16 protein-coding genes are annotated in these 19,805 nt (G+C 64.7%); 6 read left to right on the top strand and 10 right to left on the bottom strand.

Annotation, left to right across the window (positions count from 1 at the left end; translation table 11 throughout):
- The first annotated feature begins 251 nt into the window (after window positions 1-251).
- From ACKWRH_RS11630 to ACKWRH_RS11620, 3 genes are read left to right on the top strand one after another with little or no spacing between them, the layout of a single operon-like run.
- Window positions 252-1,679, top strand: a complete 1,428-nt coding sequence (locus tag ACKWRH_RS11630; RefSeq protein ID WP_445220627.1) for a sodium:solute symporter family protein — start codon at window positions 252-254, stop codon at window positions 1,677-1,679.
- Window positions 1,676-2,890: a sialidase family protein gene (locus ACKWRH_RS11625; protein WP_445220626.1), complete on the top strand. Its 1,215-nt coding sequence runs from the start codon at window positions 1,676-1,678 to the stop codon at window positions 2,888-2,890. Before ACKWRH_RS11630 ends, ACKWRH_RS11625 begins: the two co-directional genes overlap by 4 nt.
- A 4-nt stretch (window positions 2,891-2,894) precedes the next feature.
- Window positions 2,895-3,575: an SDR family NAD(P)-dependent oxidoreductase gene (locus ACKWRH_RS11620; RefSeq protein WP_445220625.1), complete on the top strand. Its 681-nt coding sequence runs from the start codon at window positions 2,895-2,897 to the stop codon at window positions 3,573-3,575.
- A gap of 96 nt (window positions 3,576-3,671) precedes the next feature.
- On the opposite strand, the gene ACKWRH_RS11615 is transcribed toward ACKWRH_RS11620, so the two are convergent.
- The 4 genes from ACKWRH_RS11615 to ACKWRH_RS11600 all read right to left on the bottom strand — a co-directional run bounded on the left by ACKWRH_RS11615 (window position 3,672) and on the right by ACKWRH_RS11600 (window position 8,616).
- The gene (locus tag ACKWRH_RS11615) at window positions 3,672-4,604 is read right to left on the bottom strand and encodes a dihydrodipicolinate synthase family protein (protein ID WP_445220624.1); all 933 of its coding nucleotides are present in this window, start codon (window positions 4,602-4,604) and stop codon (window positions 3,672-3,674) included.
- A 92-nt stretch (window positions 4,605-4,696) separates the two neighbouring features.
- Entirely contained in the window at window positions 4,697-6,055 is a 1,359-nt protein-coding gene (locus ACKWRH_RS11610; protein WP_445220623.1) for an ABC transporter substrate-binding protein, read from the bottom strand.
- Window positions 6,056-6,267: 212 nt separating this feature from the next.
- A complete protein-coding gene (locus ACKWRH_RS11605; protein WP_445220622.1) occupies window positions 6,268-7,323 on the bottom strand; it encodes a LacI family DNA-binding transcriptional regulator in 1,056 nt (351 codons plus the stop codon).
- 105 nt (window positions 7,324-7,428) lie between these two features.
- Complete coding sequence (locus tag ACKWRH_RS11600) at window positions 7,429-8,616, bottom strand: CaiB/BaiF CoA transferase family protein (protein WP_445220621.1); 1,188 nt, start codon at window positions 8,614-8,616, stop codon at window positions 7,429-7,431.
- 179 nt (window positions 8,617-8,795) lie between these two features.
- On the opposite strand from ACKWRH_RS11600, the gene ACKWRH_RS11595 reads away from it, so the two are divergent.
- Window positions 8,796-9,683 (top strand): VOC family protein, encoded by an 888-nt coding sequence (locus tag ACKWRH_RS11595; RefSeq protein WP_445220620.1) that lies wholly within the window; start codon window positions 8,796-8,798, stop codon window positions 9,681-9,683.
- A 56-nt stretch (window positions 9,684-9,739) separates the two neighbouring features.
- Here ACKWRH_RS11595 and ACKWRH_RS11590 read toward each other — a convergent pair whose 3' ends face one another.
- The 6 genes from ACKWRH_RS11590 to ACKWRH_RS11565 all read right to left on the bottom strand — a co-directional run bounded on the left by ACKWRH_RS11590 (window position 9,740) and on the right by ACKWRH_RS11565 (window position 16,671).
- Window positions 9,740-10,024, bottom strand: coding sequence for a hypothetical protein (locus tag ACKWRH_RS11590; protein ID WP_445220619.1), 285 nt, complete (start codon window positions 10,022-10,024; stop codon window positions 9,740-9,742).
- Between the two features lie 200 nt (window positions 10,025-10,224).
- Window positions 10,225-12,726 carry a two-component system VirA-like sensor kinase gene (locus tag ACKWRH_RS11585; RefSeq protein ID WP_445220618.1) on the bottom strand — a complete coding sequence of 834 codons (2,502 nt, stop codon included), beginning with the start codon at window positions 12,724-12,726 and terminating at the stop codon, window positions 10,225-10,227.
- Entirely contained in the window at window positions 12,723-13,754 is a 1,032-nt protein-coding gene (locus ACKWRH_RS11580; protein WP_445220617.1) for a cytochrome-c peroxidase, read from the bottom strand. Before ACKWRH_RS11580 ends, ACKWRH_RS11585 begins: the two co-directional genes overlap by 4 nt.
- Window positions 13,755-13,904: 150 nt before the next feature.
- Complete coding sequence (locus ACKWRH_RS11575; protein WP_445220616.1) at window positions 13,905-14,525, bottom strand: DUF1127 domain-containing protein; 621 nt, start codon at window positions 14,523-14,525, stop codon at window positions 13,905-13,907.
- A gap of 107 nt (window positions 14,526-14,632) precedes the next feature.
- Entirely contained in the window at window positions 14,633-15,358 is a 726-nt protein-coding gene (locus tag ACKWRH_RS11570; RefSeq protein WP_014497160.1) for a response regulator, read from the bottom strand.
- A 362-nt stretch (window positions 15,359-15,720) separates the two neighbouring features.
- Entirely contained in the window at window positions 15,721-16,671 is a 951-nt protein-coding gene (locus tag ACKWRH_RS11565; RefSeq protein ID WP_445220615.1) for a c-type cytochrome, read from the bottom strand.
- A 389-nt stretch (window positions 16,672-17,060) separates the two neighbouring features.
- On the opposite strand from ACKWRH_RS11565, the gene ACKWRH_RS11560 reads away from it, so the two are divergent.
- Together ACKWRH_RS11560 and ACKWRH_RS11555 are read left to right on the top strand one after the other, a co-directional pair.
- A complete protein-coding gene (locus ACKWRH_RS11560; RefSeq protein ID WP_445220614.1) occupies window positions 17,061-18,407 on the top strand; it encodes a glycosyltransferase in 1,347 nt (448 codons plus the stop codon).
- A gap of 84 nt (window positions 18,408-18,491) precedes the next feature.
- Window positions 18,492-19,742, top strand: a complete 1,251-nt coding sequence (locus ACKWRH_RS11555; protein WP_445220613.1) for a multidrug effflux MFS transporter — start codon at window positions 18,492-18,494, stop codon at window positions 19,740-19,742.
- The last annotated feature ends 63 nt before the right edge of the window (window positions 19,743-19,805 follow it).

Genomic DNA, 19,805 nt, shown 5'->3' with positions numbered 1-19,805 from the left:
TGCGCACGACGTCGGCCGTGCGCCGACCGTCCCGCCGACACTTTTTCTTTGGCCTGCAACCCTTTGAACATGCAGCGGCGATGACTGCCTGACCGGGCGCGTTGCAGCACCGCACCGTCGCGCGCGCTTGACGCGGGACGTGCGGGCAGGTCTAATGAAATTAAAGAACAATTGTTCGCATTCCGAACAATCTGCGCGGGACCAAGCGGGCTCACAACACCGCATCCGCATCACCAGAGGAAACGTCATCGATGCAAGCCATCCTCAATGGCGACAGCACGCTCATCGTCGCGATGATCGTCGCCTACATCGCCTTCACGTCCTGGCTCACGCTCAAACTGCGCAGCAGGACCAGCGATCAGTTCATGACGGGCGCACGCGCGATGCCGGCGGTGGTCGTCGGCGTGCTGATGATGTCCGAATTCGTCGGCGCCAAATCGACCGTCGGCACGGCGCAGGAAGCGTTCCAGTCCGGCATGGCGGCGGGGTGGGCCGTGCTCGGCGCCTCGATCGGCTTCCTGCTATTCGGGCTCCTGATGGTGAAGAAGCTCTACAGTTCCGGCGAATACACCATCTCGGCGGCGATCGCGCAGAAATATGGCAAGTCGACCATGCTCACGGTGTCGGTGATCATGATCTACGCGCTGCTGCTCGTGAACGTCGGCAACTATGTGAGCGGCGCGGCCGCAATCGCCACCGCACTGCATGTCAGCATGCCTGTTGCGATGTGCATCATCGCCGTGGTCAGCACCTTCTACTACGTGTTCGGCGGACTGAAGGGCGTCGCCTGGGTGACGATCCTGCACAGCGCCATCAAGGTCGTCGGTATCGTCATCATATTTTCGGTTGCGATGTCGCTGACCGGCGGCATCGCGCCGATCCAGGCCAAGCTGCCCGCCTATTACTTCAGCTGGGACGGCAAGATCGGCTTTGCGACCATTTTCGCCTGGACCTTTGGCACCGTCGGCGCGATCTTCTCGACCCAGTTCATCGTGCAGGCGATCTCCTCGACGCCGAGCGCCGATGACGCGCGCAGGGCCACCTTCTATGCGGCGGCGTTCTGCCTGCCGCTCGGATTCCTGCTCGCCTTGATCGGCGTCGCGGCGAAATTCCTCTATCCCGACATGAACAGCCTCTACGCGCTGCCGGTGTTTTTGGAGAAGATGCCGCCGCTGGCCTCGGCTTTCGTGACGACCTCGCTCGTCGCCTCGATCTTCGTCAGCGTCTGCACGGTTGCGCTCGCGATCGCCTCGCTGGTGGTGCGCGACTTCTACGTCCCCTACTGGAAGCCGACGCCAGAGCGGGAACTGAAGATGACCCGCCTGTTCTCGGTGGCGATCGGCATTGCACCGCTGGTCTTCGTCTTTTTCGTCCCGGAAATCCTCAAGCTGTCGTTCTTCACGCGCGCGCTGCGCCTGTCGATCACCATCATCGCGATGATGGGCTTCTATCTGCCGCTGTTTGCCAGCAACCGCGGCGCCACCGCGGGCCTGATCGGCGCCGCGATCTCGACGACGGCCTGGTACATGCTCGGAAACCCCTTCGGCATCGACAACATGTATGTCGCGGCCGCGACGCCGCTGGTGGTGATGGCGGTCGAGCGCCTGGTGATGGGCCGCGCTCCGGCCGCCACCACGACGCCGCAGCCAAATGCATTGATGGAAAGGACTTCGACATGATCATCGATACCGAGATCGTGACCACCGACATCGGGATCGCCGCCGATGGCGTCGTTCGCCCGGCCGCCGGCGATCCCGACCGGTCCGACGGTTTCATTCCCTCGCCTTGCGTGCAGAACCACGCCGCCAATCTGATGCCGCTCGCGAACGGCGATCTTGCCTGCGTCTGGTTCGGCGGCACGCAGGAGGGCATGTCGGACATCTCGGTCTATTTTTCGCGCCTGCCCCGCGGCGCGACGCAGTGGTCACCGGCCGAAAAGCTGTCCGACGACAGGGGACGTTCGGAGCAGAATCCGGTGCTGTTTCCCGCACCCGACGGCACGCTGTGGCTGATGTGGACGGCGCAGCTCGCGGGCAACCAGGACACCGCGCTGATCCGCCGCCGCCTCTCCCGCGACAACGGCAAGAGCTGGGGCCCGATCGAGACGCTGTTTCCCGAGCAGCGCGGCCGCGGCACCTTCATCCGGCAGCCGATCGTCGTACTCGACAATGGCGACTGGCTGCTGCCGGTGTTCTATTGCCACAGCACGCCGGGACGGAAATGGAACGGCGACGAGGACACCAGTGCGGTGAAGATCTCGTCCGATTCCGGCGCGACCTGGCGCGACATCGACGTCCCCGGCAGCCGCGGCTGCGTGCACATGTGCATCGCGCGGCTCGACGACGGTTCGCTGATCGCCCTCTCCCGCAGCCGCTGGGCGGACAACATCTATCAGAGCCGGTCCACCGATCACGGCCGCACCTGGTCGGCGCCGGTCCAGACCGTGCTGCCCAACAACAACTCCTCGATCCAGGTCACGCGGCTTGGCAACGGTCATCTCGCGCTGGTCTTCAACGACTCCAGCGCCAGGGATGCAACCGGGCGCCGCCTCTCGCTCTATGACGAGATCGAGGACGATTTGCCGCCCGTGCTCGCCGGCGATGGCACGACGACGGACGAACGCACCGCGTTCTGGGGCGCGCCGCGGGCACCGATGACGCTGGCCGTCTCCGCCGACGGCGGGCGGACGTGGAGCAAACGCAATATCGAGACCGGTGACGGCTTTTGCATGACCAACAATTCACGCGATCAGACCAATCGCGAATTGTCCTACCCTTCGGTCAAGGAGACCGCCGACGGAGCGATCCACATGGCCTTCACCTTCCATCGCCGCGCGATCAAATATGTCCGCGTGACCGAGCCGTGGGTGAAGCGCGCCATCCGGGACTGAGAGCATGGACAAGAGGCCGCATGCGCTCGTCACGGGCGCCAGCTCAGGGATCGGCGCTGCGATCGTCGAGCGTCTGCTGCGCGATAGCTGGCGCGTCACCGGCATCAGCCGCCGTCCCGCGCCATTCGACCATCCGGCCTTCGATCACCTCTCGCTCGATCTCGGAGAGGTCGATGGCATCGCGAACGCCGTCGCCGGCCTCGCACCGACCGCGCTGGTTCATGCGGCAGGCCAGCTCAAGGTCGGCGAGCTCGGATCGCTCGACCATGACGACGGCGCCGCGATGTGGCGGCTGCATGTCGATGTTGCCGAGCGTCTCGCCAACGCGCTGGCGCCGCGCTTGCCGAAAGGAGGACGCATCGTCCTCATCGGCAGCCGCACCGCCTCAGGCGCGGCCGGCCGCGGTCAATATGCCGCGACCAAAGCGGCGCTGGTGGCGCTCGCGAGATCCTGGGCGGTCGAATTCGCGCCGCGCGGCGTCACGGTCAACGTCGTTGCGCCCGCCGCAACCGAGACACCGATGCTGAATGACCCGACGCGCGCCAATGTCACGCCAAAACTGCCACCGATCGGCCGCTTCATTCGCCCGGAGGAAGTCGCGCACGCGGTGGCGTTCCTGCTTTCGCCGGAGGCCGCGTCCATCACCGGACAGCAGCTCGTCATCTGCGGCGGCAGCTCGCTCTAGGCGCATGGCGGCAATCACGGTCGGCCCGCAATTGCGCGAGGGACAGCCCTCGCGCGGCGGTTGCCCTCACATCATCGAGATTGGCAATTGCGTTGATCAGCGCGTGGCCGCAATCCTTGCGCGGAAGCTCGCCTGCCCCTGCATGATCTTGTCGAGCAGTGCATCGAGCGCCCAGAAGCGCTCACGGATGTCGAAATCGATGGTCCGGCTGTGGGCGCAGGCGAACGTGCCGAGCCTCTGATGGTACAGCTTGGCCAGCTTGGGATATCCCATCGGCTCCGCCATCGCCGCGAGGGCGAGATAGACGGAGAGATCGTCCGCCAGCGCCGGATGCCGCGCGCTGTCGGTCAGCAGCCATTTGTAGAGATCGGGATGGAAGTTCGTGAACACGCCGGTGAAGCCGGCGGATCCGCTTCTGATGGCATCGAAGGCGATCGCCGCATTGGCATTGACGATGGCGAGCGAGGAGTTTTTCGTCAGCGCCACGCGACGCTTCACGGTCTCGAGGTCGCAGGACACGTCCTTGAGGATCGCGAAGCGCCCGCTTTCGGCGCAGAACGCCAGCTCGTCGTCGGACATGAGCCGCCGGAACGGCGCGGGACATTCGTAGAGGCCGAGCGGAAGATCGGCGGGCAGCGCATCGAGCAGATGGCGCAGATTATCCATGAAGACCGTGCCGCCCTGCCCCCTCGGATCGAACCGGTTCGTCACCAGCACCAGTCCGTCCACGCCGGTCGCGGCGATGGAGGTCAGCTCGGTCACTTGATCGTCGCGGGATTCACTGACGTGGCCTGACGCGATGACGGGCACCCGGCCCGCCGCCTGCCGCACGACGAAGCGCGCCAGCGCGACGCGCTCCTCGAGGCTCAAAAACTGCATCTCGCTCGACTGGGCCACGGCGAACAGCGCATCCGCGCCATTGGCAATGTACCATTCGACGAGGTTTTCGAGGCCCGCATAGTCGATCGCGTCGGCTTCGGTGAACGGCGTCAGCATCACCGGAATGATGCCCTTGATGGTTGCGGTCACAAATCGGCTCCCAGGCGTTGAAATCGTTGACAGGCAGGAGCCTGCCGCTCACGCGTCTTGCGACGCGTGAGCGTAGCTGTTCGGGCCGGCGGTCAGTTGCCGGCCACTTCCTTGATGCGCGCGATCATGTCGTCGACGGCCTTGTCGACCGGCACCTTGTTGGTGACGATGGCGTTCACGGCCTTCATCCAGACGTTCTCGTTGTTCAGAGTCGTGAACTTGTAGTTCTTGCTCATCTCGTAGCCGCCGACGCCGGCGAAGAACTGGTCGCGCACGGCGCGGCGATGAACGTCGCCGTCCCAGAAGGCGGACTTCTGCGCGGCCGTCTTGACCGGGAACCAGCGACCGAGCGCGCCTTCGACATAGGGCTGGAGGTTCTCGTCGCGCAGCAGGAACGAGACGAACTCCTTGGCCCGGTCCTTGTTCTTGGCCTGCTCGAAGATCAAGCCGACCACCACGGAGGCGCGGGTGTGGACCGGCGTGCCATCCGGCTTGTTGGGCCAGACCATGGTGCGGATGCGGTCGTTATAGTTCTTCTTGGCTTCATCGCGTTGCTCGGCGGTGAGCGTCTCGTTGCCGGCATCGTCGAGCCATTTGCCGGGGAGCGAAACCGTCGAATTGTGCGTCATGATGGTCGTCTTGTTGTGGAAGGCGACGTTGTTGTCGGGATCCTTCCAGCTCGTCGCCGATTGCGGCGTGCAGCCTTTCGCGGCGATCTCGACATAGTCCGTCATGGCGGCGACGAGACCCGCCTTCACCTTGGGATCGTCGACCAGGAGCTTGCCGTTGTCGTCGACGAGCACGACGTTGTAGGCGTCCATGAACACCAGGAACGAGATGAAGCTGTCGGTGGCGTCGACGCCCATCGGATGGCCGATGCCGTAGATGCGCTTGCCGGACGCCTTGCGCACGGCCGGTTGCGCCTTGTCACACCAGAACGACCAATAGCCCTTCCAGTCCTTCGGGATGTCGGTCTCCTTGAGACCTCCCTCCTCGAGCATGTCCTTCCAATAATGCAGATGCAGCGTCGCCTGCTTCAGCGGGAAGGCGTAGTAGGCCTTCGCCTTGGTCTTGTCGTTGTACAGCATGACCGTCTCGAGCGACTGCGGGGAGAACTCGCCCTTGATCGGTGCGAGCACGGAGCCGAGATCGACCAGCTTGCCCTCGGAGGCCCACTTGCCGGCGCCCTGGAAATGGTAGGTGTCCGCATAGGTGACGTCGGGCGGACTGCCGGCATCGAGCGCCGCCACCAGCTTCGGCATCATGTCCTGCGTCGCATATTGCGACAGCTCGACCTTGACCCCGGTCTTGGCCTCGAACTTCTTGATGACGGCGAGCAGCGCGTCTTCTTCGGCCTTGTAGTAGCCCTTGTTCCACCAGACGACGAGCTTCTCCTCGGCGGCTGCCGGGCTCGCCGTTCCCATCACCGGCAAGAGCAGCGAAACCGCCATCGAGCAGTTTCTGGCCCACCGCAAAACGCTATTCCGCATTGTCGTTTCCTCTCCGTCTCATCCGGCGAGGGGCCCGCCGGTTGCTCTCATGGCGTTTAAAACGCGGTTATGTAAGCGCTTACATATGAGGAGTCAAGCAGCGCTTTGAGAGGGAAGCAGCCCTCTTCGCGGGACCAGGCGCGCTATCGAAGAGACGACCGCTCTCTGCGGGATCAGGCGCCCCTGGCGTGACCTGCGCTGTCGCGGATTTTCAGAACGGGCACGACTTCGCGGGACTGCGCCTGCGCTTGCCGGCCCGCGATCACGGCGAGGAGCTCGTTGGCCGCCAGGATACCGATCTCCTGATTGTCGACCTTCATCGTCGTGAGCCCCGGGGAAAAGCGCGATGAAATCGCAAGATCATCGAAGCCGGTGATCGAAAAATCCCCGGGCGCGTCCAGGCCGTGTTCCCGCGCAGCCATCAACGCACCGAGCGCCAGATTGTCGTTGCCGCAAACGATCGCGGTCGGCCGAACGTCGACGGCTTGCGTCATCAATCCGGCAAAACTGGCCGCGCCGAACTCCAGCGTCGAGGGACCCATCATCAGATCCTGCGCCGCGATTTCCAAACCCGCGGCCGCGAGCGCTTCGCTGACGCCGCGAAGCCTTTCCTTCACGCGGTCGTTGTTGGTGTCGGGCTGGAAGATGGCGGCAAACCGGCGATGGCCCAGCGACAGCAGATGCTCCGTCATGCGGCTGAACGCGGCGCGATTGTCAAAGCCGATGCACGGATGCGGTGACAGCTTGTTGTAGGAGTACGTCACCACATAGGGAATGCCGCGCGAGTTGAGCGCGTCAAAAAGCTCGGGAGGATGATTTTCACCGACCACGGCAATTGCTTCCACACCGCGCGCAAGCATCGCTTCGGCCTGCCGCAAGCCCTCGTCCGGATCATAGTTCGAGCAGCCCAGGAACAGCGTGAAGCCGCGTTCGCTGAAGACGGTCTGCATGCCGCCGATCTGGTGGGCGAAGATTTCGTCGTCCAGGGTCGGGATGATGGCGCCGGCGATATGCGTCCGCCGCGAGGCCAGCGCCCGTCCGGCAGCATTGGGAATCCAGTTCAGCGCGCGTGCGGCGTCCTTGACCCGCTGCCTGACCTCTTCGGAGACCTTGTCGGGTTCGTTGAAGGCGCGCGAGACGGTCGCGGTCGAGACATTGGCCTTGCGCGCGACCTCCTCGAGCTTGACGCGGCCGCTGCCTCCACGCGTTCTCTTTGAACCTGCCACCATCCCCGCCAATTCGGTCGAACGCTTGATCGATCAATACCTTACCATGGTATTGACGACCGCCGGAGTCCTCAACGAAAATCTCCTGGCATGGGGCGCGCGCGCTTCCTAGACGATCCCGCCCTGCCGAAGCGTCGCGATCGCGGCCACGTCGTAGCCAAGCTCAGTCAGGACGAGGTCGGTATGCTCGCCGAGCGTCGGCGGACGCGATGCGATCTCGCCTGGCGTTTCCGACAGCCGGACGGCGGCGCGGGCGACGGGTGCGCGTTTCGGCAGGCCGGGATATTCGACCTCCTGCATGAAGCCGGCGGCGCGAATATGCGGATGGTCCAGCGCCTGTTGCGGGCTGAGGACGGGCCCGGTCGGAATCATGGCCTTGCCCAGAGTGTCGACAGCCTCCTGCGTGGTGCGCTCGGCGCACCAGCGCGCCATCCGCGCGCTGATGACGGGGCCGTTGTTGCCGCGGCTGATGTCGTCGGCAAAGCGCGGATCGTTCAGCCACAGGTCCTCCTCACCCATCAGCTTCGCCCAGCGTTTGAACAGCGGATGCCCCGTGACCTGGCACAGCACCCAGCCGTCCTTTGTGCGGTAGATGTCGGCGGGCGCTGCGGTCTGGCCGAGATTGCCCGTCGGCACGCGGTTGACGTTGATGACGGCCTGCTCGATCAGCGTGGCATTGGTGAAGGACAGCGCGGTGGCGAGCAGCGCGCCCTCGACGATCTGGCCGCGGCCGGATTTCGCGCGCTCCATCAGCGCCGCGAGCGTCCCGAACGCGCAATGCAGCGCCGTGCCGAAATCGACCCAGTTCACGGCGGCGCGATATGGCGGGTCGCCGGCGCCGGTCATGTACACCGAGCCCGACATGACTTGGCCGACACCGTCGAAGCCGACGCGGTCGGACCAGGGCCCCGGCCCGCCGAATGCGGTTGCGGTCGTCAGGATGATGTCCGGCTTGATCGCCTTCAAGGAGTCGTAGTCGAGCTTCATCGCGCGCAGGGTCTGTGGCGGCAGATTGGCGACGACGACGTCCGCGGTCGCGATCAGGCGGCGCATCACCTCCTGCCCTTCCGGCTTCATCGGATCGAGCGTGATGCACTTCTTGTTGCGGTTGACCTGAAGGAACAGCGCGCCTTCGCCGCCCTCGCCGACCGGCGCCACGAAGCGGTCCTCGCTGCCGTCGCGCTTTTCCACGCGGATGACCTCGGCGCCGAATTCGGCCAGCAAGGTCGCGCAATAGGGCCCTGCGATATAGCGCCCGAAATCGAGGACGCGCACGCCCTCCAAAACTCCTCCCATCGATCCCTTCCCGCGCTTCTTGCCTCGTGTTTGACCAGATTACAGGGATCGGCTGCCACGGCAAGGCGGGCAACGGAGATCATGCCCTGCCCTCAAGATGTGATCGGCGAACAGTTTCGGCTGGCGGAAATTCTGCTCTAGTATGGACCTTTCAGTCCCCCAGCGAGAAGCGCACATCCATGCCGCAACAATTCGATCGATCCGCAGAAGATCTCGGCAACGCGATCCATTTCGAGCACGTCAACATCCAGGTCCCGGACCAGCGCCTCGCCACGCTGTTCTACGTTACGGGGCTCGGGCTGACCCGCGATCCCTACCTGATGGTGTCCGACACCAACATGTGGATCAATGCCGGACGGAGCCAGTTTCACCTGCCAAGCGGCAGGCCGCAGGTGCTGCGCGGCCATGTCGGGCTGGTCATCGAGGGCCGCGAGGCGCTGCTGGCGCGGCTCGCGTCGGTCGCGAAGAAGCTCGAGGGCACGGCGTTCGCGTTCGCCGAGCACAACGATCATGTCGAGGCGATCTGTCCGTGGGGCAACCGACTGCGCTGCTACGAGCCGGACGCCGCACGCTTCGGGCGCATCGCGCTCGGCATTCCCTATGTCGAGTTCGACGTGCCGGAAGGCACCACAAAGGCGATTTGCGCCTTCTACCCCGAGATCATGGGCATGCCCGCAAGCTTGCGAAACGGCGACGGCCAGGTCGCCGCCGTCAAGACCGGCCGCGACCAGCATCTTTTGTTCCGCGAGACCGATCGGCCCCAGGGCGACTACGACGGCCACCATGTGCAGATGTACATCACCGACTTCTCCGGCCCTTACCGCAAACTCCTGGCGCGCGACCTGATCTCGCGCGAGGACAATCAATACCAGTATCGCTTCTGCGACATCGTCGATCTCGACAGCGGCAGGCATCTCTTCACGGTCGAGCATGAGGTCCGCAGCGCGACCCATCCGATGTTCATGCGGCCGATGGTCAATCGCAATCCGGCGATCAACAACCGCAATTACGCATTCGGCCACGATCAGTCGCTCTGGGCGATGGGGCTGGATCAATACGAGGGATAGGAGATGGCGAACGCGCGCCCCTTGCGGCGCGCGCGATCCATGACCTCGGCCGGCCATCAGCAGCCACGGCAGATGATCAGCCGGCGGTCGATCTCCTTGTCGAGCCGCTGCAGCTCCGCGTCTTCGGGCGAGGCTTGCGTCGACCCGGGCACGTCGCTGCGCCGCGGCTGCCGGTGACCGATGGGAGCCTGCCGAACCAGGTCCGCGAGCCTTGTTGCGGGGACGCTGCCGGGCGAGGCGACGGCCACAGGCGCGGTTGCGCCTCCGGCAGCCCTGAGGCTGGAAACCGATCCGAACAGAAACGTAGCTGCGACGACGGTCACGCCAAGTCTGATTGACATCATCATTCTCCTATCGCGGTGACGTTGCGACGATGCGCATGCGATGGATAGGAGGTCCCGGCTACTCGACCATTTCGCCCGCGGCGACATCGCGTTACCATTGCAACCGCGATCGCCGATTGTCTGCGCCAGCTATGGATTCCTGTTTTGACGCGCTTTCTTTCTTCGCGCGAGCCGGTATCCGCCTCGCTCGAAAGCGCTTAGCGCGCCGCGGCGGTCCGCCTCAGCCGTCGTCGCGCGGCCGACGAGGCGACGCTCCGCGCCAGGACGCCGGCGAGCTCCGCCGATATCAGCGGGTGATGAACGAGCTCGGTGATGCCGGAGGTCTCCAGCGACGGCACCGCCAGCTCGCGCGTCGAGGGGCTCGCCAGAATCATCGGCAAGGCCGGTGCCGCCGCGTGCAATGCCGCCGCCAGCTCGATCGAGGAGCCTCCGGGCAGGTGACACACCAGCGCTGCATCGAAACGCGTTTGCGCGGTGCGGCAGGCAGTGATCGCCTCCGCCAGCCTGGTGAATCCGACCGGCTCATAACCCAGCGCCGCGAGGATTTCCTCATGGCGCAACAGGCGACGGCGGTCGGTGTCGAGCACCAGCACCGTCTCGCCCGCGCCACGGAACGCAAGATCGGGGCTCTGTTGAACCGGCACCGCCTCGTCGGGGTCGCCGGATGGCAGCCAGACGTCGAAGCGCGTGCCGGCATCCGGCTCGCTCTGCACGGCGATGGCCCCACCGTATTGCTCCGCGATCTCGCGAACGGTTGCGAGCCCGAGGCCGTTGCCGTCCGGGCGCGTCGTGAAGAAGGGCTCGAAGATCCGCTCCAGCGTCGCCTCGTCCATTCCCAGCCCCGGATCGGTGACCGACATCACGGTGAAGCGGCCGGGGCCGACCTCACTGCGTCCGATCGACAATGGCTGTTGAAGATCGCGCACCTCGATGCCGAGTTCGATACAACCAGGCTCCGTCATCGCCTGAGCCGCATTGTTGCAAAGATTCAGGATCACCTGCTGCAACTGGGCGGGCTCGCCCATCACGGTGGCCCCTTCGGCCGACTCGTTCACCTCGAACTTGACGTGCGAAGGCAACGAAGCTGCCAGCAGCGATCTGGTTTCGTCGACCAGGGTCCTGACGCAGACACGCTCCCGCCTGCCCTCGCCGCGGCGGCCGAAGCCGAGAATCTGTTCGACCAGCTCGCGCGCCCGCTCGCCGGCACGGCGGATCTCCGCAAGGCTGCCGGCCGGCCGGCCTCCCGACCGGAGTCGCGCTTCGGCGATCTCGGCATAGCCGAGGATCGCGCCGACGATATTGTTGAAGTTGTGGGCGATGCCGCTGGCAAAGGTGCCGAGGGTTTCCATGCGGCGTGCCTGTTGCAGGCTCGCCTGCAAGCGCTCCTTCTCGCCTTCGAGCCGCACCCGGCGGATCGCGTTGCCGATGGCGTCGAACGCCATGCGAAACAACGAGACTTCGGACCAGTATTCGAGCGCCCCGGTCGGCACGGTATCGAAGCCGAGGATTTCATCGCGATGTCCCCGGACCGCCGTCACGCACAGCCAGCCGCCGACGCCGGCGTCCTCGAGCAGGTTCATCGTGTCGTCGGGGTGGGTGGCCTTGACCTTGGGGATATAAACGATACCGCCTTCGCCACCGTCGAAGCGTGACGCGAGGCTCAGCGCGCGATCCGGCCAACCCGGCTCGAATACGATCCCGTCACGGGACCACCGATAGGTGCTTGTCGTCGTCCCGGTCGCGCCGACGAAATAGGCGCGATCCGCACCGATACATCCGGCGAGCTGTTGCAGCGCGGTCTCGACGTCAGCGGTGATCCTCTCGCGGCTCGAATCGATGAACCGCATCGAGATGCCGGCCATGACGTGCTCGAACGCAGCACGGCGGCGCAGCGTGACTGCGCGCCGACGCAGTAGCAATCCGAAATAGACCACGCCGTAGAGCAGCAGCAGCGACGTCATGAACTGCAACAGGCGTACCCGGCGCGCCGACGCCCGCGAGGCGAGCTGACGCCTGGTGATCAACGCCAATACGGCATCCTGCTCGCGGTTGTTCGCTTCGGCGACGAGCGTCTTCACGATCGTGTCGATGTCGGGCAGAAGGTCATGCAGCATCTGCCCGTGCATCAGCAACGCGCGGGCCGAATCCATGTCCTGCGACGGCGTTTGCACGAGCGCCAGCTCTTCCAATCGATCCTGGACCTGGCGCGCCACGACGTCCGACGTATCGAGCGTCAGGCGCAGCATCGCTGCCGCCAATGCGGAGGCGGCCGTGACCAGCGCGCGCTGATCCGACTCGGCCAACTTGTCACTGAACAGACCGAAATAGGCAAAAGAGTTCTGGAGCAGCGCGTTGCGGCTCTTGAACCGTTCGACCAGGTCCTCCTGCCGGAGGGCGCGTGCCGACAGCACATCGATTGCCCTGGTCTCTTCGGCGTTGAGACCCGGCGTTTCGCGCAGCCGCGTCAGGGCGTCGTCATAGGCATCGGTCATCTGCACCAGCTTGTCATAGTTCCGCGACAGGCCGGCGCGCGCGGTCAGCACTTCCCTGGTCATCGCGCGTTCGAACCGGGTGAAGTCGCCAAGCGCCTGGAGCTGACGGTCGTAGCGCACCGAATTGAAGTTCAGCCCGTTCAACAAGAGCCAGGTCAGCAGGGCCAGCACGCAGGTTACGCCGATCACGGCGGGGGCAAATTTCATGGGGAGCCTCCGACAGTCGCGCCGCGATAGGTGCCGGTCAGACTGTTCAGAAAGGCGACGATCGCCTTGATCTGCTTCTCCGTCAGCGTCGCGTTCAATTGGGCAAAGGCCATCTTGCGAACCGCGTCATCGAGCGTCGGCGCGCTGCCGTCATGGAAATACGGCGGCGTGGTCGCGACGTTGCGCAGGCTCGGCACGCGCAGAATCTTCGGCTCGGGCGATGCGAGCGGGTGGAATATGCCGTGGCGCTGGAACAGGTTGCCGCCGACATTGACGCCCTGATGGCAGGACGCGCAGCCCAGCGATTTGAACAATTGGTAGCCGCCCAGCTCGTCGTCCGACAGCGCCGCGGCGTCACCCGCCAGCCAGCGATCGAACTTGCCGCCTGGCGTGACCAGCGTCCGCTGGAAGCTTGCGAGCGCGTCGACGACATCGCCGCGCTCCGGGCGGTGGCCGTAAGCCGCGAGGAAGCTCTCGCGCATGTCGGGATCGGCATTGAGCTTCTCTGCGATCTCGACCGAGCTGCTCGCCATGGTGCGCGGGCTTTCCAGCGACGACCTGGTATCGGCTTCGATGTTGCGCAATTTTCCTTCCCAGCCGAAGCGAAAGCTGAGCGTCGCATTGAAGACAGTGAGCGTGTTGAGCGCGATCTCCGCTCCGTCGGGGCCGACATCGTGCGACCTCGGGCTCGCGCCGTTCGTCGCGATATCGTGACACGATGCGCAACTGCGTGAATTGTCGTGCGACAGCCTGCGATCGGAGAACAGCCGTTCGCCGAGCTTGACCTTCAGTGGGTCGATTGCCGGCGGCGCCGGAATCGGCGTGATGGGCTCATCCTTGCGGACCGACACGAGAGCGGGCGGCGACTGCGACGGTGCGGGAGAGACCTTCAGAGAGCAAGGCACCAGTGCGCAGATCACGATCGCGCAGTTTCGGAGGCCGGCACCTCGTCCGGCCCCGAGAAATCTGGCGAACTGCTGCACGCCCAGCAATGTGGGGGTGAAGCGAGATTTGTCGCGTCTGCTCAAGGAGTTTTGATCGAAGCTGGATGATTTCGCGAAGGTGGTGGTCGGCTCGGCGGTGCGAGATCCGAAGAGCCGGCGTTGACGCCAATCGACATGATCGACCGGCCGGCAGCTCGACAGAAGTCCAGCCCCACCAGGGCCATGCAGATCGCGTCAGCAATCACGACAGTACCTCACCATCCGCTCGATTTCCGATCGGCCGTGGATCCCGATGTCCCGCAAGGTCCGATCGTCGAATTCCATCAGCGCTGCGACGGCCTGTCTGATTTCCCATTCCCGGCGCCAGTGTGCCGGCAGGGCCATCACAGTTCCGAGAGCCGCACCGAGCGAGCGCAGCCAGCTGCGCGCCGGCCGTGCATCGCGCGGCGGGACGCGATCGAACAGGACGATATTCCCACTGTTGCCGGCGCCATCGCTGACGCTCTTCGCCGGCGCGGGCGGCGTGCGATCTGCCGAAGGCGGCCGGGATTCACGCACAGCGTCCAGCATCGCATGAACCGGCACGGCCGCGGTCGGATGCAATGAGGCGCCGTAAAGGGCAAAGCCTTCCATCACGGACGCGAAGACGGCCCACCAGAATGTGGTGGCAGGTTGGTCTTGCGCGGCCGCCGGCGCGACCGAAGGCGAACCGATGTCGGGCAAGGAATGACCCGCGGCAACCGCACCGAGACGGACCATGCCGCGACCGTCAGACCGTGCGACCCAGTTCGCCCTGTCGAGTTCCATGTGACCCGGCAAGGCAACGCGGCTCACACTGTGAGAATGCTTATCCATCGTAAATCTCCCACACGCTGTTGGTGGGAGGCAATCTGACGGTCCGCTGTTACGCCAAGGTCACCGCCGACGGCAAAATGGCTACAATTGCAATCCGCCAATTGCTTCTAGAACGGATCGACCGGAACCGCGAAGACATAGCCGACGCCGCGCTCGGTCTGAATGACGCGCGGCGCGCTCGGATCGGTCTCCAGCTTGCGCCGCAGCCGCAGCACCTGGACGTCGATGCTGCGATCGAAAATATCCTCATGGATGCGGGTCGCCTGCAGCAGATGCTCGCGGGTCAGGGGACGTTGCGGCGCCTCGAGAAAGGCCAGCAGCAGCGCATATTCTCCCTTGCTCAACGGCACCGGCGCTTCGTCGGGATCGGTCAGCTTTCGGCTGCGGCGTTCGAGCTTCCAGCCGCTGAAGCGATAGCCTCCGCGCTCGGGATCGCGGGCGCGCGCGGCCCGTCCCATCTCCTGCCGCCGCAACACCGCGCGGACGCGCGCCAGCAGCTCCCTCAGAGAGAACGGCTTGATGATGTAGTCGTCGGCGCCGAGCTCGAGCCCGACGATGCGATCGATCTCGTCGGGGCGATGGCCCGTCGTGATGATGACCGGCACGTCGGAATGCGAACGGATTTCCCTCAACAGGTCCAGACCGTCATCCTGACCAAGCCGAAGGTCGAGGATGATCAGGCTCGGCTGGCTGCCATCGAGATAGTGGTTCAATTCCGATCTGTTGGAGGCCGCCCTTGTCGGGATATTGTGCTCCTCGAGATATTTGATCACCATTTGCCTTAGCGTCGGATCGTCATCGACGACGACGATATGGCCAATATCTGCAAGCATTCCGTACTCTCAAAATTCGCCGTCCGTCGACTGAGCTGTACTTAAAAATTGCGAACGTCAACGTCCGGCTGTGGTGAAATGATATTCATTTCGTCCGAATTGGAATCGCTCAAAATAGAACGGGATATCCGGGTCCATGGGCTCACACTGAGTCTATCTATGAAGCCGTGATGACGCCGCAACAGGGTAATTCTGCGGCCAATTCCATCGGATGTCGCATACGTGAATAATTGTGATCCCAACGCTTGCCACTTTGGAGCGATAGGAAGCTTGCGGCTTGCGCTGTCGTTCAGCGACCGCGATGCGCTGCGCAGACTGTTGCCGCCACGCCGGGCGCGGCTGTTTGCGGCTTCACGGAATCATCAGGAGCCCGGCAGAGCCAACAGGTACTGGTAGATCGCGGCGAGATCGTCGTCATCCATCCGCCCGATCGGCCGCCACGGCATCTGCTCGCCGAGCCGATGCCCGTTCGGATCAACGCCTGTGCGCATGGTGTCGACGAATTGCGGAAGGCTCCAGTTCTTGACGATACCGAGGTCCGGTCCAAGCGGCGGCAATTGTCCCGGCACGCCGCCGCCGAGATCCCTGCCGTGGCATTCGCGGCAATCCTGATAGGACAGCAGGTACTTGCCATAGAGCGCCGTCGGCGCCTTCGGCGGCGCAGTGATCACGCCGGTGAAGACGGGCTTCGCATCCGGCAACAATCCGGCGCCCAGCATCACGATGCCCAGCAGACTGAAGCGATCCGGCGGATCCGGGGTCTGTGCACCGCTCGCGGGCAGGCTGCGGATGTAGGCGATCACGGCCTTGGTGTCGTCGTCACTGAGCCGGCCGGCATTGGTGAAGGACATGATCGCCAGCCAGCGCCCCCTCGCGTCGATCCCATTGCGAATGGCACGAAAGATCTCGCCATCGGACCAATTCTTCAAGACGCCGGCGGGCGTGAGATTGGCCGGCACGAACGAGCCGATGGGAATCGGGAGATCCTTGGCGACGTTGCCGCCGCCGGTCAGCGTCCCGGTCTGCGAGTGACATGCGGCGCAAAAGCCGTCGGCCACGGCCATGCCTCGGGCAATCTGGTCCGGTATCGCCTCGATCTTCACATCCGGGACCGGTGCAGAACGGGCGTGTTGCCGGACGATACCGACCGCGGTCAAAGCGGCGACGCCGAACACTGAGACCGCCAGCACGGCCGTCAGCACCATGCCGCTCCACTTCGCCAGAGCAGATTTCGTCCGGGAGGCGCGAACGCCCAGCCAGGCCAGAAGCGCGATGAACGCAACCATCGCAATCAGGGCGACAATATTTTCCATGCCAGTCCTCAATGAATTGGGCGCGACCGATGCCGCGCAACATCCGGATCGTCAAAAATCACTTTCGGCCGACGCCAACGCTCCAATATCTGCGAAGGCGTGCCATGCGGATGTCTGCCGGATTAGCAGCGCGGTGTTTCGGTGCCGTTTCATCACCCGCCGCTCGCGTTACAATTGTAGTCCTGTGCCAGCTATCGGCTTCCGGCGCGATGTCACCGGTTTTTGCACCGGCCTTTTTGCCTGGCCTTGGCAGCGCCACTATGCGTTGCCGCCGTAACCATTTCCATTGCCGCCGGAAGCCGTGGCGTAACGGCGATCGCTTCAATTGCCTCTCACTCGACCGGACGCCCTGGGGCGACCGTGCATCGATCATCAAGAGGTCAACTCACATGAAGATTCTTATCGCTTCGACACCTGCGACGGGTCATCTCAATCCGATGCTGGCGATCACGCAAATCCTGCGTGCCGATGGTCACGAGATCGCTTTCCTGACGGGCACCGCCTTTCGTGCCCGCGTCGAAGCCAGCGGCGTGAAGTTCTTTCCCCTTCCCGAGGACGCGGACTTTGATCCGAACGACGTCTTCTCGCGATTCCCTGAACTCAAGACCATTCCGCCGGGATTGGAGTGGTTCCGTGTTGCTTGCGAGCGCATCTTCGTCGACGCCATTCCGGCCCAGCACCAGGGGCTGCGGCAAATCCTGCGGCAATTCCCCGCCGACATCATTGTCGCCGACGACATGCTGTTCGGTGTGCTGCCGATGCTGCTCGGACCGCGCTCGCAGCGGCCTCCGATCGCGCTCTGCGGGACCTCGTTTCTGCATTGGGCGCGCGAGGACGGCGCGCCCAATTTCCTCGGCCTGCCGCCGGCAAAGACCGATGAGGAGCGCGATCACTATGCGGCCATGGCGCGGGACTTTGATGCGGCAGTCGATCAGCCGGTGTCAATGCGCCTGAACCGGGCGTTGAAGTCTCTCGGGGTCGGGCCGATCGCGATGCCGCTCTTCCATTCCGTGGTCGCTCTCGGGGATGCCTATCTGCAATTGTCGGTGCCGAGCTTCGAATTTCCTCGCGAGATTCCGCCCTCAGTGCATTTCGTCGGCACCCCGCCGATCATCGCCAACCAGGTCCCGCCGCCGCCCTGGGCCGAAGAGCTCGACGGATCGCGCAAGATCGTTCTGGTGACGCAGGGAACGGTGGCTAATCATAATTTCAATCTGCTGGTCGCCCCGACGCTGGCGGCCCTCGCGGACGAGGAAGACATCCTGGTGATCGTGACGGCAGGCGGCCGCCCAATTGACGCCATCCCCGGCAAGATCCCGTCGAACGCGCGCATCGCCAGCTATCTGCCGTTCGAGTGGCTGCTGCCGAACGTCGACGTGCTCGTCACCAATGGCGGCTATGGCAGCGTCAACCAGGCCATGAGCTTCGGCATCCCGCTGGTCACCGCGGGGATGACCGAAGACAAGGCCGACGTCAACGCGCGGGTCGCATGGTCCGGGGTCGGCATCAACCTGGCGACCAACGAGCCGACACCGAAGGCGTTGCGCGACGCGGTGCGGACGGTGCTCGATCAATCCCGCTTCCAGTCGCGTGCCTCGCAGATCGCGGACGAATTCGCCGGGATCGACACGCCGTCCGAAGTCCTCCGGGTCATCGGCGAGCTCGTGGCCGACGAGACCTCGCACACCGGCGTGATGGCGGCAAGCCGGGGGCGGCGCGCCGAACGGCGCGCGTAATCGCCGATCGCGGCGATGGAGGGCGGGCGACCGCGCCTCCATCGCCTCATGCACATCTATCAAGCCGGAACCGGATATCCGTCCATGCAAATCGACCCCGCATCCTTTGCCTTCACGCTGCTGCTCGGTTTTCTGGCGGCCGTGCCCTATTCCGGCATCGACATCAATCTGCCGGCGCTGGCGGCGACCGGCGCGACGCTCGACGCGAGCGCGTCGGATGTCGGGCTGACCATGAGCGCCTTCATGCTCAGCCTCGCCACCGCGCCGCTGATCTACGGACCTATCTCCGACCGCCTGGGCCGCAAGCCGATTCTGGCATTCGGCCTCGTACTGTTCATCGCCGCAAGCCTCGCCTGCGCGAAAGCGTCCTCGCTGCCGGTTCTGTTGCTGGGCCGCTTCATCCAGGGCATCGGCGCCGCCGCCACCGCAACGACCTTCGCCATCATTCGCGATCTCTTCGACGGCAACGCCGCGCGAGGCAAGATCGCCAACGTCATGGTCATGGTCAATGTCGCGACCGTGATCGCACCGACCGCCGGCGCCGCCCTGCTGGCGATCGCCGGCTGGCGATCGATCTATGCCACCCAGGCGGGGATCGGTCTCATGCTGCTGGTCGTGGTGATGTTTCGCTTCGCGGAGACGGCGACGACCGACCGCTCCGGCCGCCTGGCGCTTTCGGCCGTCATCGACAGCTACCGCAAGGTGCTGACGCATCCGGTGTCGTTGCCTTTCATCCTGGTCGGCGCCGCTGGCGGCGCGACCGTGTTTGCCTACGTCACCGGCGCATCGCTGTTCTTCGTCGGCGCCGTCGGACTGCGCCCCGAGCAATATGGCCTGATCTTCAGCGCATGCTCGGGGGCCGTCATGGTCGGCGCGTTCCTCGACGGCCAGCTCGGCCGGCGCGGCGTAGAGTCCGCCCGCATGCTCGCAACCGGGCTGACGCTGTCGGCCGCCGCCAGCACCGTCTTGCTCGCGATGACATTGGCCGGGTGGATGCCCACGTCACTCGTGGTTGCGCTGCTGATGGCGGTCGCACTCGGCTTCGGGTTCAGCGTGCCCAACGTGATGAGCGCGACGATGCAGCGTCTCCCGGAGATCGCGGGCGCCGTCAGCGCCGCCGCCGGAAGCATTCAGCTGACCGCCGGCGCAATATCGAGCGGGCTGGTCGCACTCCGCTTCGACGGGCGGACCGCGTTGTCGATGACCGCGGTGATGGCGGCAACGTCGCTGCTCGCTCTGGTTCTCTATCTGCTGGTCGCGCGCCCCGCCGAACGCCGCCTACCGTCGCAGACGATCGATCCCGGCGCGGCGGTCCGCAGCCCCACGAAGTCCTGAGTTCACCGCAGCCGGTCGGCAGCCCGGCGCATCCGTCGGGTTGCGACTTGGCTGGGGCCGGAG

The sequence above is a fragment of the Bradyrhizobium sp. Pa8 genome, from assembly GCF_052588265.1.
Note: the sequence above shows the minus strand (reverse complement) of the source record. Positions and strands in the feature narration are given on the sequence as shown.